Source organism: Micromonospora sp. KLBMP9576 (assembly GCF_050941805.1).
Classification (GTDB): domain Bacteria; phylum Actinomycetota; class Actinomycetes; order Mycobacteriales; family Micromonosporaceae; genus Micromonospora.
On sequence record NZ_CP194567.1, the window covers coordinates 3,775,883 to 3,791,514 of the forward strand.

Genomic DNA, 15,632 nt, shown 5'->3' on the forward strand with positions numbered 1-15,632 from the left:
TCGCCGGTGATGCGACGAGGCGACAGCAGCTCCCGGCGCCTGCGGCTCGTGGCGGCGGCGCTCGTCGCCTGCGTCGTCCCGGCGGCGGCGACACCGGGCACGGCGGCGGAACCGTCGCCCACCGCGGTCCCCGCGACGCCGGTCTGCGAGGTTCGCGACGCCCGGCTGACCGAGATCTCCGGCATGGTCGCCACGGACGACGGCTACGTCGTCGTCAACGACGGCGCCGACGACGAGGCCCGCCGCCGGATCTTCTTCCTCGACCGCGAGTGCTCCGTCGTCCGGACGGTGTCCTATCCGTCGCGCCCCCGCGACACCGAGGATCTCGCCGTCGGCGACGACGGCACGGTCTGGGTGGCGGACATCGGCGACAACGGCCGCTCCCGGGAGACGATCGGGGTGTGGAAACTGCCGCCCGGGGCCGACCGGCCGGTGCTGTACCGGATGGCGTATCCGGACGGCCCGCACGACGCCGAGGCCCTGCTCGTCACCGGCGACGGCCGGCCGGTGGTCGTGACCAAGTACTCGGCCACCCTGTACGTCCCCGGCGCGGTCCTGCGGGCGGGCGCGACGGTGCCGCTGGAGAGGGTGGGACAGGTCCGCCTGCCGGCCTCCACGACGAGCAACCCGTTCGGCGCGCTCGGCGCCACGGCGGTCACCGGCGCCGCCACCGCCCCGGACGGCCGCCGGGTGGTGCTGCGCACCTACGCCGACGCGTACGAGTTCGACGTCGCCGACGGCGAGGTGGTCGCCGCGCTGACCGGCGGCACGCCACGGGTCACCGCGCTGCCCGACGAGCCGCAGGGCGAGTCGGTCACCTACGACCGCGACGGGCGGTCGCTGCTCACCGTGTCCGAAACCACCAGCCAACCGCCGGGGACGACGCCCCGTGTCCTGCGCTACTTCCCGGCGGGCACGGTGGCGTCCACCGCGCCGCCCGCCACGCCGACGCCGCCCGCCGGGGCCGACGGCTCGCGGGCGGCGCGCCTGCGCGACCTGGCCGCCCCCGTCGCGGTGGCCGGGGCGCTCGGGCTGGTGCTGGTCGCCGTGGCGCTGCTCGCGCTGGGCCGGGCACGGCGGGTCAGGTCACGCTGACCGTCGTGCCCGCCCCGCCCGGTGGGCCCGGCGGGGCGGTCCGTCGCCGACCGGTCGGCGTCCCGCGGGGTCCGACCGCCCGGCGCCGGCTCACGCGTTTCGGCGATAGATCCCGATGTACGCCGCGGAGCGGTACTGCTGCTTGACGTCCTCGACCATGAGGCCCTTCCACAACGCGCCGGTGCCGGTCTTCGAGCTGACGACCGTCTGCGTCTGGTCCAGGACGCCGCTGGGCAGGGTCACCGGCTGCTCCACGACGGCGGAGTGGTACGCGTCCGAGCTGCCCAGCCACCAGACGAGGACGTCGCGGGACGCGACGTTGCGCGCCAGGTCGATGCGCCCGAGGGCCTGGTACTCGTCGGCCAGCACCTGGGGCAGGAAGCCGCCCCACACCGTGTAGTTGTGTGCGCCGAAGGTGCCCAGCGCGTACCCGTGGCAGAAGAACCGCCCGTCCCCGGTGACGGTGGGCGCGGGCCGCCACGCCTGCACCCGCGTGCCGTGATCCGTGCGTACGGAGAGGCTCATCCCGTTGACGTTGTTGGCGGTCGCGTTGAGGTTGAGGATCTGGTCGCCACTGGTCAGGTCGAACGGCTGCATGGGGCTCCTCGGATGCGTCGTGCTGCGAAGGGTGGGTGTGGCTAGACCCTCGACCGCTCGGTAACTGTCCGCAAGCGCATCGTCACAATGCCGACCCGGCACCGCCCGGCCGGCGGCGGGCTCAGGCGGCCTCCCCGCCCGCCTGGCCCGCGACGTGCAGCCCGGTGAGCAGGGCGGCCAGCAGGTCGGTGCGGGCGTGCAGGCCGGCCGTCGAGACCCACTCCTGCCGGGCGTGCGCGCCACCGCCGGGCGGGGCCAGCCCGTCGATCGTGGGCCGACCGGCCGCACCCGTCGTGTTGGTGTCGGCGGCGCCGTCGGCCGGGCGGCCGGCGACGCGCTGCCCGAGCCCCGCGGCGATGCCCACGATGCGCCCGAGCAGGCGCGCCCCCGCCTCGTCCGGGCGCCAGGTGGGCCGGTGCGAGAGCAGCCGGCAGGTCAGCCCGGCACGGTCGCGGACCGGGCGTAGGGACCGCAGGGCGGCGAGCACCGCCTCCTCGTGCTCCGGGTCGGCGAAGCGCAGCCCGAGGTCGGCGCGCGCCTCGCCGGGCACCACATTGGTCCGTCCCCCGCCGGTGATCGCGCCGGCGTTGAGCAGGACCGGCCGGTCGGCGACGAGGGCGCGGACCCGCACGAGCTGGTCGACGAGCTCGTCGATGGCGTTGACCCCGGCGTCCGGGTCGAGCGCCGCGTGCGCCTCGACCCCGGTCACCTCGACGCGGACCCGGGTGCTGCCGCGCCGGCCGGTCTTGAGGTCGCCGCCGGGGTGCGGCGGTTCCAGGCCCAGCACCGCGCGGGCCCGGCTCGCCTCGTCCCGGACCAGCCCGGTGGCGGTGGGCGAGCCGATCTCCTCGTCGGCGACGACGAGGACCCTGATCTCCGGGTGCGGCAGTTGCGAGCGCTCGACGCGGGCCGCCGCCGCGAGCAGCGCGACGATCCCGGCCTTCGTGTCGTACACGCCAGGGCCGCGCACGGTGTCGCCATCGACGGACCAGGGCATGCCGGCCAGCGTGCCGACGGGCCAGACCGTGTCGTAGTGGGTCAGCAGCAGCACCGCGTCGCCCCCGACGCCGCGCGCCGGAAGGGTCCAGACCAGATGGTCGCCGCTCGGGTGCGGCACCCGGACGGTGTGGAAGCCGGCCCGGGCGGCGTCGGCGTCGAGCACGTCGGCCAGGGCGGCCAGCGCCCCCCGGTCACCGGTCGGCGACTCGTGCAGCGTGTAGCGGCGCAGGGCGTCGAGCGCGGGGTCGGGCGCTGCGGGTGATGTCGACATATCCGGACGCTATGTTTGATGGTGCCCCTTGTCAATGCGGCATCACGGCGGCAGAATCTGCGACATATGATCGCTATCTTCCAGGGAGGGGAGCCGCGATGACCGGTGCCACCCGCGGGATCGTGGTGCGTGGGCTCGCCGGGCTCGCCGAGTGGTCGGCGGGGTCGGCCCTCTACCGCGCCGTCTTCGGCTACGCCGGCCCCGAGCACGCGGTCAGCCCCCGCCTCCTGGCCGCGCTGCACGAGAACGCCGGCACCGTGCTCGGCGCGTTCGACGAGACCGGCCGCCTCGTCGGCTTCTGCTACGGCTTCGCCGCCGTGGAACGGGGCCAGCTCTACCACTACTCGCAGGCCACCGTCGTCGACGCGCGGGCGCAGGGACGCGGCGTCGGCCGCCTGCTCAAGCGCGCCCAGGCCGACGCCGCACGCCGCACGGGCGCGCACACCATGCGGTGGACCTTCGACCCGTACGCGCTACGCAACGCCCACTTCAACCTCGCCGTGCTGGGCGCCACCGGGATCCGGTTCCTGCCCGACTTCTACGACGACGGCGCCAGCGACCGGGTCCTCGTCCGATGGGACCTCGACCGCGCCGGGACCGCCGCCCCGGCGCCCGCCGGTCCCCCCTTGCACGGGGCCCGGGACGCCACCGGAAACGTGGCCGTGGACGCGCCCGCCGACGACCGTACCGCCGCCGCACGGCCCGGCGACCGGGCTCGACTGCGCCGGGAGCTGAGCGACCGGTTCGCCGAAGGCGGGCGGCTGGTCGGCGTCGCCCGGCGCGTGGACGCCCCCGACCGGGTCAGCTACCTCTTCACCCAGGATCCGGTATGACCCCGAAGAGATCGACGCCCGCCGAGCGCTTCGACCGCAACGTCCAGCGCAGGTCCGCCCAGGTGCTCAAGCAGCGCGTCCTGGAGCAGCAGCGCACCGAGTTCGCCACCGCGCTCGCCTGGGCCGCCGAGCACGACGCCATCGAGCAGGCCGCGGCGCTCATCGTGTCGGCCCGCCGGCGATACCTGCTCGGCCACGGCAAGTCGCTCAGCTTCGCCTCCCTGCTCGCCTCCGACCTCAGCGCCGGGCTCTCCGGCGTACACCTCGTCGACGGCGCGGCGCTGCGCGCACTCGACGTGCTCAGCGACATCCGCCAGGGTGACCTGCTCGTGGCCGTCTGCATGGCCCGCTACCGACGCGAGACGATCGACGTCGCCGCCGCCTACGTGCGGCACGGCGGCCGGTTGGTCCTCGTCACCGACGCCGAGGACGCGCCGCTGGCCGCCAGCGCGGCCGCCCGCATCGTCGTGGGCACCGGCAGCGCCTCGTACGCCAACTCCCCCACCTCGGTGGTGCTCGCGCTGCACCTGCTCGCCACCCTGACCATCGCCAGCGCGAAGGGGGCCGGCCGCCGCCTGCGCGAGCGCGACGCCCTCGCCGCCGAACTCGACCTCTACCCGGAGCAGCCATGACCGCCCCGAAGCACCGCGAACCGTCCACCCCCGGGCCGGCCCGGGGCCGCCGGCCGGCGCAGGGCCGTCGACCCGGCGGGGCCGCACGCACGGAGGTGACGGCGTGACCCGGGTCGAGGCGGTGGAGCTGCGCCGGGTACGCCTGCCGCTCGTGCGCAGGTTCCAGACCAGCTCGCACGCCAAACGCGAACTGGAGCACATCCTGGTCGTGCTCACCGACACCGACGGCGCCGTGGGGTGGGGTGAGATCGCCTCACCGAGCGGCCCGTTCTACTGCGCCGAGACCGTCGAGAGCTGCTGGGCCGTGGCCCGCGACCACCTCGCGCCGCTGGTCCTCGGCACCGACTGGGAGCACCCGGCGGACCTGGCCGCCGCCCTCGGCCGGGTCCGGGGCAACCACTTCGCCCGCGCCGGTTTCGACGTCGCCGCCTGGGCCCTCTGGTCGGCCGTCGGAGGCGTTCCCCTCGCGCGGGCGCTGGGCGGGCGGCGCCGCACCGTCGAGGCCGGCGTGTCCCTGGGCATCGAACCCACCGTCGACGATCTCCTCGCCCAGGTCCGGCTGCGGGTCGACGAGGGCTACCGCAGGATCAAGCTGAAGATCGCCCCCGGGTGGGACGTCACGCCGGTGCGGGCCGTCCGCGCGGCCCACCCTGACGTGCCGCTGCACGTCGACGCCAACGGCGCCTACGAGGACGTCGCGGAGCACCGGGCCGTCCTCGCGCAACTCGACGAGCTGGGCCTGTTGATGATCGAGCAGCCGTTCGCGCCACGGGCGCTCGTCGCGCACGCCGCCCTGCAGCAACGCATCGCCACCCCCGTGTGCCTCGACGAGTCCGTCGAGGAGGTGGACGACCTCGTCACCGCGCTGCGCCTGGACGCGGTGCGGGTCCTCAACGTCAAGGTCTCGCGGATGGGTGGCCTGACCCAGGCCGTACGCGCCCACGACCTCGCGCGCGAGCACGGTGTCCCGGTCTGGTGCGGCGGCATGCACGAGTTCGGCATCGGGCGGGCCGCCAACGTCGCGCTGAGCGCCCTCGCCGGCTTCACGCTGCCGTCGGACGTCTCCGGCTCCGACAGGTACTACGCCCGCGACGTCACCACCCGCCCGATCGTCAGCACCGACGGGCTCGTCGACGTGCCCACCGCGCCGGGGCTCGGGTGGGACGCCGATCTCGCGTACATCGAGCAGCGGACCACCGACCGCGTCGTGCTGCGCGCGGACACCGCCGGTTGAATCGGCTACGACATCAGCTCGGAAGCGTTCCGCCGACGGATCCTCCACCGGGGCGGGGCCGGGCCACCCGGGCGACGGGAGATCGACGGACTCCTTGACACGGAATCGACGGGGCTGAAATCCTTCCCCGACGAGGGAGGGCCCGATGACCGGTGACGACGACACCCGGACGTATGCCGTGGTCGTGAACGACGAGGAACAGTTCTCCATCTGGTGGGACGATCGGGAGCTGCCCGCGGGCTGGCGGCGCGAGGGCACCACCGGATCGCGCGGCGAGTGCCTCGCCCACATCGACGAGGTGTGGACGGACATGCGACCGCTGTCGTTGCGTCACTGGATGGACGAGCACGCCGCCGCCGGCTGACGCCACCGCACCTGACGACGAGGGCGCATGAACGACAGTCCCCAGCGGTATCCGGCCCTCTCCGTGCAACGCGGGATGGTGCTGCAGACCCTCCGGCAGCCCGCCGGCGGGGTGGACGTCCAGCAGGTCACGATCAGGTGGGACGGTACGCCGGACCGGGAGGCGTTCGGCGCGGCGTGGCGGGCCGCGACCCGCCGGCACGCGGTGCTGCGGACGGCCTTCGAGGTCGACGGCGACCACGGCGTGGTGCAGGTCGTCCGGCCCGACGTGGCGCCGGACCTGCGGTGGCGGGAGGCGACACTCGACGGCTTCCTGCCCGCCGACCGGCACGAGCCCTTCGACGTCGGCCGGGCGCCCCTGCTCCGGGTCACCACGCTCGCCGACCACCACGTCGTGGTCACCTTCCACCACGCGATCCTCGACGGTCGCTCCACCCGGATGCTGCTCGACGAGGTCCTCGCCGACTATGCCGCCCGCCGCGCCGGCCGGGTGCCGGACCCGCCGTACCGGCCGCCCTTCGCCGACTTCGTGCGGTGGTGGGAAAGCCGCGAGACGAGCACCGGCGAGGCCTTCTGGAAGGGACAACTCACCGGCGCCCCGCTGCCCCGGGCACTGCCCGGTCGCCTCGACGCGGACCCGGCCGCACCCGGCGTGCCGGCCGCGCACGAGGTCCCCCTGACCCGGGCGGACTCCGACCGGGTGCGCGCCGCCGCTGCCGACGCGGGCGTCGGCGTCGCCGCCGTGGTCCACGCGGCCTGGGCGCTGCTGCGCGGCGGCTACGGCGGGGTCGACGACGTCACCTTCGCGGTCACCAGATCCTGCCGGTACGCCAGCGTCCCGGACGCCGAGCACATCGTGGGCCTGCTGCTCAACACGGTGCCGCTGCGCATCCGGCTCACGCCACGCTGGACGGTGCGGCGGTTCCTCGCCGACGTGGCGCAGCGGATCCGACGCCTCCGCGAGCACCAGCTCACGCCACTTCACGCCATCCTCGACCAGGCCGGCCTGACCGCCGACACCCCGCTGCTGGACAGCCTGGTGGTGTTCGAGCGGCAGCGGCTCGCCACCGCCCTGGCCGAGGGCGGCCCGGAGGCGGCCCGGCGTTCGGCGCGGGTGCACCGCATGCCCGGCTATCCGCTGACCGTGCACGCCTTCGACGAGCCGGAGCTGCGCCTGGGTGTGACGTGGGACGACAGCCGGCTGCTGACCGCCTCGGCGCGACGGATCCTCGCGCACCTGCACGACACCGTGCGCGAGCTGGCGCAGCGGCCGGACGCCCGCCTGGCCGACCTGCACCTCGGCGCGGCCGGGGAGGCACCGCTGCGCGCCGCCTGGAACGCCACCCGGCGGGCCTACCCGCGCGACGCGTCCATTCCCGAGGTCTTCGCGGCCCGCGTGGCCGACGACCCAAACGCCACCGCGCTGGTGGTCGGCGGCCGCGCGGTCGGCTACGCCGAGCTGGACGGGGCCAGCGACCGGCTGGCCTGGAGGCTGCGCCGGCACGGCGTCACCGGGGAGATCCCCGTCGCCGTGCTGCTCGACCGTGGCGAGCCCCTTGTCCGGGCCCTGCTGGGGGTGCTCAAGGCCGGTGGCGCCTACCTTCCGGTGGACCCGGCCGCCCCGCCGGCCCGGACCGCCGGCCTCCTCGCCGCCCGCGGGGCCCGCCTGCTGCTGACCACCGCCGATCGCGCCGCCGACCTGCCCGACCTGGGCCCGGTACGGGTGCTGGACGTCGACGCGGCCGGTGATCCGGCGCCGGCCGGCCCGCCGCCGGGACGGGCCCACCCGTTGCAGCTCGCCGCCGTCCTGCACACCTCCGGCTCGACCGGGGCGCCCAAGGGGGTGGGGATCACCCACCGGGGCGTGCTGCGGTTGGTGTCGGGCCCGGGCTTCGCCACCCTCGGCCCGGGCGAGCGGGTGCTCCAGTTCGCCCCGACCGCGTTCGACGCGTCCACCTGGGAGATCTGGGGCGCGCTGCTGACCGGCGCCACGGCGGTGGTCGCGCCGCCGGACCCGCTGGACCTCACCGGGCTGGGGGCGCTGATGCGTACCGGCGGGGTCACGGTCGCCTTCCTCACCGCCGGGGTCTTCCGGCAGCTCGCCGAGGAGGACGTCACGGCGCTGGCGGGCGTCCGGCAGCTGCTCACCGGCGGCGACGTCGCCGATCCGGGCGCGGTCCGCGCCGTGCTCGCCGCGCGCGGCGGGCTGCCGCTGGTCAACGCGTACGGGCCGACCGAGAACACGACGTTGACCAGTTGCCACCTGATGAGCGGCCCCGCACCGGTGGGCGAGCGGGTGCCGATCGGCCGCCCCGTGCCGCAGAGCACCGTGCACGTGCTGGACGCCGCCGGCCGGCCGGTGCCGGTCGGGGTGCCCGGCGAGTTGTACACCGGCGGTGACGGGCTGGCGCGCGGCTACCTCGGCGAGCCGGCGGCGACCGCCCGGGCGTTCGTGCCGGATCCGCAGGTGCCCGGCGGGCGCCTCTACCGCAGCGGAGACGTCGTCCGGTGGCGTGCCGACGGGGTGCTGGAGTTCCTCGGCCGCCGCGACGACCAGGTGAAGATCCGGGGTTTCCGGGTCGAGCCGGGCGAGGTGGAGGCCGCGCTCAGGTCGCACCCGGAGGTCGCCGCGGCGGCGGTGTGCGCCCGCGGCGACGGGCCGGGCCGCCACCTGGTCGGCTACGTCACGCCGGCCGGCCCGGTGGCCCCGACCCCGGCGGCCCTGCGTGACCACGCCGCCGCCCGGCTGCCGGCCTACCTGGTGCCGGCCCGGTTCGTCGTGCTCGACCGGCTGCCGCTGACCGCGTACGGGAAGGTGGACCGGGCGGCGCTGCCGGCGCCCGACCCGGCCGAGACGGATCCGGACGTCGCCGGGCCCGCCTCGCCGACCGAGCAACGGTTGGCCGAGCTGTGGTCCCGGCTGCTGCCCGGCAGGCCCCCGCCGGCGGGCATCGGGCGCCGGAGCAGCTTCTTCGCCCTCGGCGGTAACTCGTTGACGGCCACCCGGCTGATGTTCCGCCTCCGCGAGGCGTTCGAGGTGGAGTTGGGCGTGGGGTCGTTCTACCGGGCGCCGACGCTGGCCGCCACGGCGGCGGCGATCGTCGCGGCGACCGGGGCGGGGTCGGGCGAGCGGGCGGGGTCGGGCGAGCGGGCGACGACCGGGGTGGGGCCGGGCGAGCGCAGGGCGGCCGGTCCGGCGCTGCGCCGGCGCGACCGGATCCCCCGGCAAGGAGCGCCGGACCGGCCCGCGCACCTGGCCCGGCTGACCGACGGGTGGGCACTGTGGCGGACCGTCTGCCTGCGCGGCGCGGGACTCCCGCTCGACCTGCTGGCCCCGCTGGGCGACGCGGAGCTGGCCGCCGCCGCGGATCGGGTGGTGGCGGCGCGGGCCGGCGGGGACCCGGCCGGCATCGCACCCGCCGAGGCGGCGTACGCGGCGGCCTTCCCGGACGCGGTCGGCCGGCTCACGGTCGCGCTGCACGCGGTGGCGGAGCACCCCCGCTTCCGCGAGGCGGTGGCCTGGCAGAACCCGCACGCGCTGCGCACCGGCGTCGACGCGTTGCTGCGCCGGGGCCCCGATAACCCGACCCGCAACACCCGGCACCGCCAGCACGAGGCGCTGGTCACCAGCTACCTGCAGCGCTACTGCGCGAAGAACGACACAATCGGGTTCTTCGGACCGGTCGGCTGGGCGCGGATCGAGCCGGGCGCCGACGTGCGGGTGGAGCCCGCCGATCCGCCGGCGCTCCTCGCCGCGCGGACTGTCTACCTGGAGGGGTGGGCGGTCGCCGCGGTGCTGGCGCCGCACGCGGCCCGGCTGCGACCGTGGCTCGTACCCCGGCTCATGCCCTTCCTGGACCTCGCCGGCACGACGCTGCGGGTGCCGCTCGCCCCGCCGGTGCCGCTGGGTGACGCCGAGGCGGCGGTGCTGCGGGCCTGCGACGGGGTCCGCGACGCGCACGAGGTCGCCGCGGCCGTGCTGGCCGACCCGCGTTCGGGACCGCGGTCGGCGCGCGAGGTGCACGAGGTGCTGGAAACCCTGGCGGGGGCCCACCGGATCGCCTGGCAGCCGGAGGTGGCGCCGCACGACACCCGGCCCGAACGCAGCGCGCGGGCCCGGCTGGCCCGGGTCACCGACGACGCCGTACGCGGGCCCGCGCTCGCCGCGCTGGACGAACTCTGCGCCGCCCGGGACGCGCTCGCCGCCGCGGCCGGTGACGCCGACCGGCTGACCGGCGCGATGGCGGAGCTGGAGGCCACGTTCACCCGGCTGGCCGGCGTCCCCGCCACCCGACGCGCCGGGACCATGTACGCCGGGCGCACCCCCGTCTACGAGGAGTGCCTGCGCGCGGGCACGGTCGGCGTCGGCGAGGCGAGCCTGGACGGCATCCGCGACGCGCTCGCCCTGGTGCTGGACGGCGCGCGCTGGTTCACCGCCGCCGGCGCGACGCTCTACCGGCGTCTCTGCACGCAGATCTACCAGCGCCGGGCCGCCGAGCTGGGCACCGACGTGGTGCCGTTGGCCGACTTCTGGCTGCTGGCCGGCGAGGCGCTGTTCCACCCGCCGCAGCGGCTGACCGCGCTGCTGACCGCCGCGCTGCACCGGCGCTGGGCCGACGTGCTGGCGCTGCCGGCGGGCCGGCGGATCCGGCTCACCGCGGCGGAGCTGGCCCCGGCGATGGCCGCCGCCTTCCCGCCGGGACGGCCCGGTTGGCCGACCGCGCGCCAGCACAGCCCGGACCTGATGCGGGCCGGCGACGAGTGGGTCCTGGGCGAGCTGCACCCGGGCGTCAACACCCTGCGCTACGCCACCTGGGTGGCCTACCACCCCGAGGTGGACGCGCTGCGCGCCGCGCTGGTCCGGGACGTGGGCGCCGCAGCGGTCTATCCCGCCGAGACCGGCCAGGAGGGTGGCGTGCCGACGAGGCAGAGCAACGGACTCACCGGAGACGCCGACACCCGGCTGGTGTTCGCGCACGACTCGTTCGGGCACGACCCGCGCCGCAGCGTGCGTGTCGGCGAGTGCGACCTGGTCACCGTCGGCGGCGAGTTGCGGGTGCGCTCGCGCGACGGGCGGTTCGACGTCGACCTGATGCACGTTCTCGGCGACGTGGTCGGTGCCGGGCTGTCCCAGCTCTTCCGCATCCTGCCCCCGGCGGCGCACCAGCCCCGGGTCACCATCGACTCCCTCGTGGTCAGCCGCGAGGCGTGGACGTTCACCGCCGCCGAGCTCGCCTTCGCCGACACCCGCGACGAGGCGCTGCGGTACCGGCAGGCGCGGGCCTGGGCCGGCGCCCACGGCCTGCCGCGACACGTCTTCCTGCGCTGCGCGGGTGAGCGGAAACCGGTCCACGCCGACCTGACCAGCCTCGCCTCGGTCGACCTGGTGTCCCGGTCGGTCCGCCGGGCCCGCCGGCACGCCGGCGACGACGCGAAGGTGGGTGTGGTGGAGATGCTGCCGGCACCGGACCAGCTCTGGCTCACCGGCCCCGACGGCCGGTACACCGCCGAGCTGCGGGTCGTCGCCGTCGACGGGCAGGAGCGCTGAGATGGCCGTCTTCGAGTTCCCGGCCTCGGCCGCGCAGCGGCGGATGTGGCTGCTCGACCAGCTCGATCCGGGCCAGCCGACCTACCACGTGGGGTTCGCCGTGTGGCTGGACGGGCCGCTGGACGCCGCCGCGCTCGACGGCGCCTGGGCGGCGGTCGTCGAGCGGCACGAGATCCTGCGCACCACGTTCCGGGCCAACGGCGGGCGGCCGATCCAGCTGATCGACGACGACGCCCGCCCGGCCGGCCTGGAGACCGTGTCCCTGGAGCGGCTTCCCGAGGCCGGCCGGGAGGCGGCGGCCCGCGCCGCGCTGCGGGAGCACGCCCGCACCCCGTTGCCGCTCGAACGTGGCCCGCTGGCCCGGGTCCGGCTGCTGCGTCTCGCCCCACACCGGCACGTCCTGGCGCTGGTGGCGCACCACGCGATCGTCGACGGCTGGTCGGTCCGGCTGCTCCTCGACGAACTCTGCGCCGACTACGAGGCGCTGCGGGCCGGCCGGGCGCCCGGCTCCGCCGAGCCGCCCCTGCAGTACGCGGACTTCGCCCTCTGGGAGCGGGAGCACGCCGACGCGGGCGGCCACGCCGAGGCGGAACGCTTCTGGCCGGCCGAGCTGGCCGGGGCCCCGTCGGAGCTGCCGCTCCCGGTCGACCACCCGTACCCCGACCGGCTGTCGCCGGCCGCCGCCGAGGTGGCGGTGCCCGTGGCCGGGGACCTGGCCGGGGCGCTGCGCCGCCTGGCCGCCGCGCGGGACAGCACCCTGTTCACGGTGCTGCTGACGGCGTACGCCGCCCTGCTGTCCCGGCTGAGCGGCGCGGACGAGCTGCTGGTCGGTGTGCCCGTGGCCGGGCGCACCCGGATCGAGACCGAGCCGATGCCGGGCCTGTTCGCCAACACCGTCGCGATCCGGGCCGTGCTGCACGGCGACCCGACGCTTGCGGAACTGCTCGACCGGCTGCACGCCGCCACCGCGCGCGCCCAGGCCCACCAGGACCTGCCGTTCGCGCGGGTGGTCGAGCTGTGCCGGCCGCCGCGGCACCCCGCCCGGGCGCCGCTGGTGCAGGTGATGTGCACGGTGGACGAGGCCGTGGCACCGCTGGAGCGGGGGGCGCTGCGCTGGCGGCCGGAGCTGGTGCCCACCGGCACCGGCAAGTTCGAGCTGGAGCTGGCCGCCGTCGCCGGGCCGGGCGAGCTGACGGTGCGCCTGCGGTACCTCACCGACCTGTTCACCCCCACCAGCGCGGGCCGGTTCGCCGGCGCCCTGGCCGCGATCCTGACCGCGCTGGCGAGCACGCCGCAGACCCGCGTCAGCGACGTCGACCTCCTCTCCCCGGCGGAGGCGGACCTCGTCACCCGGGTGTGGCCGTGCGCCCGGCCCGGGTCGACCTCACCGCCGGTGGACACCGCGACGGCCCTCGTCGCCGGCATCGACGCCGGCGAGCGGGTGCTGATCCGGGGCGACGACGCCACCCTGACCGGGGCCGCGCTGCACGCGCTCGCCGGCCGGATCGCCGCCGGGCTGCGCGGGCTCGGCGTACGGGTCCAGGAGACCGTCGGCATCGTCCTGCCCCGGGGGGCCCGACCGCTCCCCGCGCTGCTGGGCGTCTGGTGGGTCGGGGCGGCGTACCTGCCACTCGATCCGACCCATCCGCCGGGGCGGCTGCGCGGGATGCTCGCCGACGCCGGGGTGCGGGTGGTCGTCACCGACAGCGCCACCGTCGGCGCGCCGCTACTGGCCGAACTGGCGACGGCGGTGACCCTGCTGGACCTGGCCGCCGCGGAGCCGGCCGGCCCGCCACCGCGGCCGGTGCCGCCGGTTGCGGTGCCGGCGACGGCGGCGGCGTACGTGCTGTTCACCTCGGGGTCCACCGGCCGGCCGAAGGCGGTCACCGTCACCCAGGGCGCGGTGGCGCACCTGTTGCACGCGTTGCGCGCGATGGTCCCGCTGGGGCCGGCCGACCGGGTCCTCTCGGTGAGCCCGTTCGCGTTCGACATCGCCCTGCTCGACCTGCTCCTGGCGCCGCTGTGCGGGGCGTCGGTGGTGGTCGCCGGCGACGACGACGTCATCGACGGCAACCGGTTGCGCCGGCTGCTCGTGGCGGCCGGGATCACGATGTTGCAGGCGACGCCGACGACCTGGCGGATGCTGGTCGCGGCCGGTGGGGTGCCGGCGGGGGTGCGGCTGCGCCTCAGCGGCGGGGAGGCGCTGCCCCGGGCGCTCGCCGACGCCCTGGCGCAGCCGGGCACCCGCCTGTGGAACCTCTACGGTCCGACGGAGACGACCGTCTACTCGACCGGGGCGGAGGTCGGGTGCGGGTCGGCGCCGCCGGACCTCGGCCCGGCCGTCGCCGGCAGCCGGGTCCACGTGCTGGACCGGTGGCTGCGGCCGGTGCCGCCGGGGGTGGTCGGCGAGATCTGCATCGGCGGCGCGGGGGTCGGGCGCGGTTACGCCGGGGCACCCGGTTGGACCGCCGAGCGCTTCGTGCCCGACCCGTTCACCCCCGGCGGACGGCTGTACCGCAGCGGGGACCTGGGCCGGTGGTCACCCACCGGGCGGATCGAGCCGCTGGGGCGGGCGGACCGGCAGGTGAAGGTGCGGGGGTTCCGGGTCGAGACGGCGGAGGTCGAGGCGGTGCTGCGTGGCCACCCGCAGGTCCGCGACGCCGTCGTGACGACCGTCTCCGACGTGGAGCACGACGGCGTGCGGCTGGTCGGTTACGTCGTCGTCGATCCGGCCGCGACCGACCCCCCGGAGGGGCTGTCCGACCACGCGCGCCGGTTCCTGCCCGCGCACATGGTGCCGGCGGTCCTCGTGGCGCTGCCCGAGGTGCCCCGGACCTCCCGCGGCAAGCTGGACCTGCGCGCCCTGCCACCGCCGCCGCGAAACGCCGGGCCGGGCCAGGCGCCGGTGGCCCCGCGCACCCCGCTGGAGCGGGAACTGGCGGGGGCGGTGGCGGACCTGCTGGGCCTGCCCGGCCCGGTCGGGGTCGCCGACAACTTCTTCGTGCTGGGCGGGCACTCCGTGAAGGCCACCCAGCTGATGGCCCGGATCCTCACGACGTACGGGGTCGATCTTCCGGTCCGGGCCCTCTTCGACGACCCCACCGTGGCCGGGCTGGCCGCGGCCCTCGGCGCCGCCGGGGCCGGGACGGGTGCCCGGGTCGCGGTGGCGGGGAACGGCGCGGCGGGTCTCGACGCGTTGACCGACGACGACGTCGACGACCTGCTCGCCGGCATGGACCGGTCGGGGCCGTCGCGGTGGGACGGATGAGCGCCGCGCCGCAGCCGCCGGCCTGGCTGAAGGCGGTGCTCGCCGCGCTCGCCGAGGGCCACGACCCGGCCGCGTCGGGGGCCGGGCGGCGGGTGGGCGTCGCGCTGGACCGGCTCGCCGGCCGGGTGCCGTTCCGGGTCGTGTACCGGTGGCACGCGCACCTGCTGGGGCTGGCGTCCGTCGGGCGATCCGACGGCCCGGTGGGTGAGCTGCTCCGCCGGGCGCTGGCCGGGGGGCGGGTCGGGCCGGACGAGTGGCGCGGCGCGCTGCGGCCCGTCCTGCGGGAGCTGTACCGGGCCGCCTACCCGTACGCGCAGGCCCGGGCGGTCGCGTACGCCGACGCGCACACCTACGCGACCGCCAACGGTTTCGGGCCCGACGAGGTGGTCGGGTTCGCCGAGCACTACGCCGACCTGAGCACCGGGGCCAACGCCGAGGCGTTCGCCGACGCCAACGCCGTCGCGAACGCCGACGCGCTGGCGGACGCCCTGGCGGTGGCCGACCAGGTGGCGTACGCCGGCACCTTCCCGGCCGCCCTGGTGCGCGCGTACGCCCTGGCGCAGGCGCACCGGGCCGCCCCGGCCGATGCGCCGCGGGTGCTCCGGGAGGCGTACGGGCGGCTCGCCGAGGGGTTGGCCGAAAGCCTGAGCGGCGGGTCCGACCCAGCCGCCCGGCCCGGTACGTCCGTCCCTGGTCTCGACCTACCGAGTCGTCTACTGTAGATCCACGCCGGCCGATGTCATCCGGCGTGACGGACGGGCGTGGACTCGAGGGGGCACATCTTGCCGGAAG

General features: G+C 76.6%; 10 protein-coding genes. 8 read left to right on the forward strand and 2 right to left on the reverse strand.

What is annotated here, in order from left to right; all coding sequences use genetic code 11:
* Nucleotides 1-9: 9 nt before the first annotated feature.
* Nucleotides 10-1,095 (forward strand): hypothetical protein, encoded by a 1,086-nt coding sequence (locus ACQ452_RS16820; protein ID WP_433385445.1) that lies wholly within the window; start codon nt 10-12, stop codon nt 1,093-1,095.
* Between the two features lie 90 nt (nt 1,096-1,185).
* Here the strand turns inward: ACQ452_RS16820 and ACQ452_RS16825 are convergent, their stop codons facing one another.
* Entirely contained in the window at nt 1,186-1,692 is a 507-nt protein-coding gene (locus ACQ452_RS16825; protein ID WP_433385448.1) for a hypothetical protein, read from the reverse strand.
* Between the two features lie 121 nt (nt 1,693-1,813).
* A complete protein-coding gene (locus tag ACQ452_RS16830; protein WP_433385451.1) occupies nt 1,814-2,962 on the reverse strand; it encodes a M20/M25/M40 family metallo-hydrolase in 1,149 nt (382 codons plus the stop codon).
* Between the two features lie 98 nt (nt 2,963-3,060).
* On the opposite strand from ACQ452_RS16830, the gene ACQ452_RS16835 reads away from it, so the two are divergent.
* From ACQ452_RS16835 to ACQ452_RS16865, 7 genes are all read left to right on the forward strand, one after another.
* Nucleotides 3,061-3,795, forward strand: coding sequence for a GNAT family N-acetyltransferase (locus ACQ452_RS16835; protein WP_433385454.1), 735 nt, complete (start codon nt 3,061-3,063; stop codon nt 3,793-3,795).
* A complete protein-coding gene (locus tag ACQ452_RS16840) occupies nt 3,792-4,427 on the forward strand; it encodes a MurR/RpiR family transcriptional regulator (protein WP_433385457.1) in 636 nt (211 codons plus the stop codon). Before ACQ452_RS16835 ends, ACQ452_RS16840 begins: the two co-directional genes overlap by 4 nt.
* A gap of 103 nt (nt 4,428-4,530) precedes the next feature.
* Entirely contained in the window at nt 4,531-5,661 is a 1,131-nt protein-coding gene (gene menC, locus ACQ452_RS16845; protein WP_433385460.1) for an o-succinylbenzoate synthase, read from the forward strand.
* 145 nt (nt 5,662-5,806) lie between these two features.
* A complete protein-coding gene (locus ACQ452_RS16850; RefSeq protein ID WP_433385463.1) occupies nt 5,807-6,025 on the forward strand; it encodes an MbtH family protein in 219 nt (72 codons plus the stop codon).
* Nucleotides 6,026-6,052: 27 nt separating this feature from the next.
* Nucleotides 6,053-11,572: a non-ribosomal peptide synthetase gene (locus ACQ452_RS16855; protein WP_433385466.1), complete on the forward strand. Its 5,520-nt coding sequence runs from the start codon at nt 6,053-6,055 to the stop codon at nt 11,570-11,572.
* A 1-nt stretch (nt 11,573) separates the two neighbouring features.
* Nucleotides 11,574-14,840: a non-ribosomal peptide synthetase gene (locus tag ACQ452_RS16860; protein WP_433385469.1), complete on the forward strand. Its 3,267-nt coding sequence runs from the start codon at nt 11,574-11,576 to the stop codon at nt 14,838-14,840.
* Nucleotides 14,837-15,562, forward strand: coding sequence for a hypothetical protein (locus tag ACQ452_RS16865; RefSeq protein ID WP_433385472.1), 726 nt, complete (start codon nt 14,837-14,839; stop codon nt 15,560-15,562). Before ACQ452_RS16860 ends, ACQ452_RS16865 begins: the two co-directional genes overlap by 4 nt.
* The last annotated feature ends 70 nt before the right edge of the window (nt 15,563-15,632 follow it).

Bases quoted from the DNA above. Each gene is read 5' to 3' on its own strand.
- ACQ452_RS16820 (WP_433385445.1), top strand. From the start codon at position 10: ATGCGACGAGGCGACAGCAGCTCCCGGCGCCTGCGGCTCGTGGCGGCG.
- ACQ452_RS16825 (WP_433385448.1), bottom strand. From the start codon at position 1,692: ATGCAGCCGTTCGACCTGACCAGTGGCGACCAGATCCTCAACCTCAAC.
- ACQ452_RS16830 (WP_433385451.1), bottom strand. From the start codon at position 2,962: ATGTCGACATCACCCGCAGCGCCCGACCCCGCGCTCGACGCCCTGCGC.
- ACQ452_RS16835 (WP_433385454.1), top strand. From the start codon at position 3,061: ATGACCGGTGCCACCCGCGGGATCGTGGTGCGTGGGCTCGCCGGGCTC.
- ACQ452_RS16840 (WP_433385457.1), top strand. From the start codon at position 3,792: ATGACCCCGAAGAGATCGACGCCCGCCGAGCGCTTCGACCGCAACGTC.
- ACQ452_RS16850 (WP_433385463.1), top strand. From the start codon at position 5,807: ATGACCGGTGACGACGACACCCGGACGTATGCCGTGGTCGTGAACGAC.
- ACQ452_RS16855 (WP_433385466.1), top strand. From the start codon at position 6,053: ATGAACGACAGTCCCCAGCGGTATCCGGCCCTCTCCGTGCAACGCGGG.
- ACQ452_RS16860 (WP_433385469.1), top strand. From the start codon at position 11,574: ATGGCCGTCTTCGAGTTCCCGGCCTCGGCCGCGCAGCGGCGGATGTGG.
- ACQ452_RS16865 (WP_433385472.1), top strand. From the start codon at position 14,837: ATGAGCGCCGCGCCGCAGCCGCCGGCCTGGCTGAAGGCGGTGCTCGCC.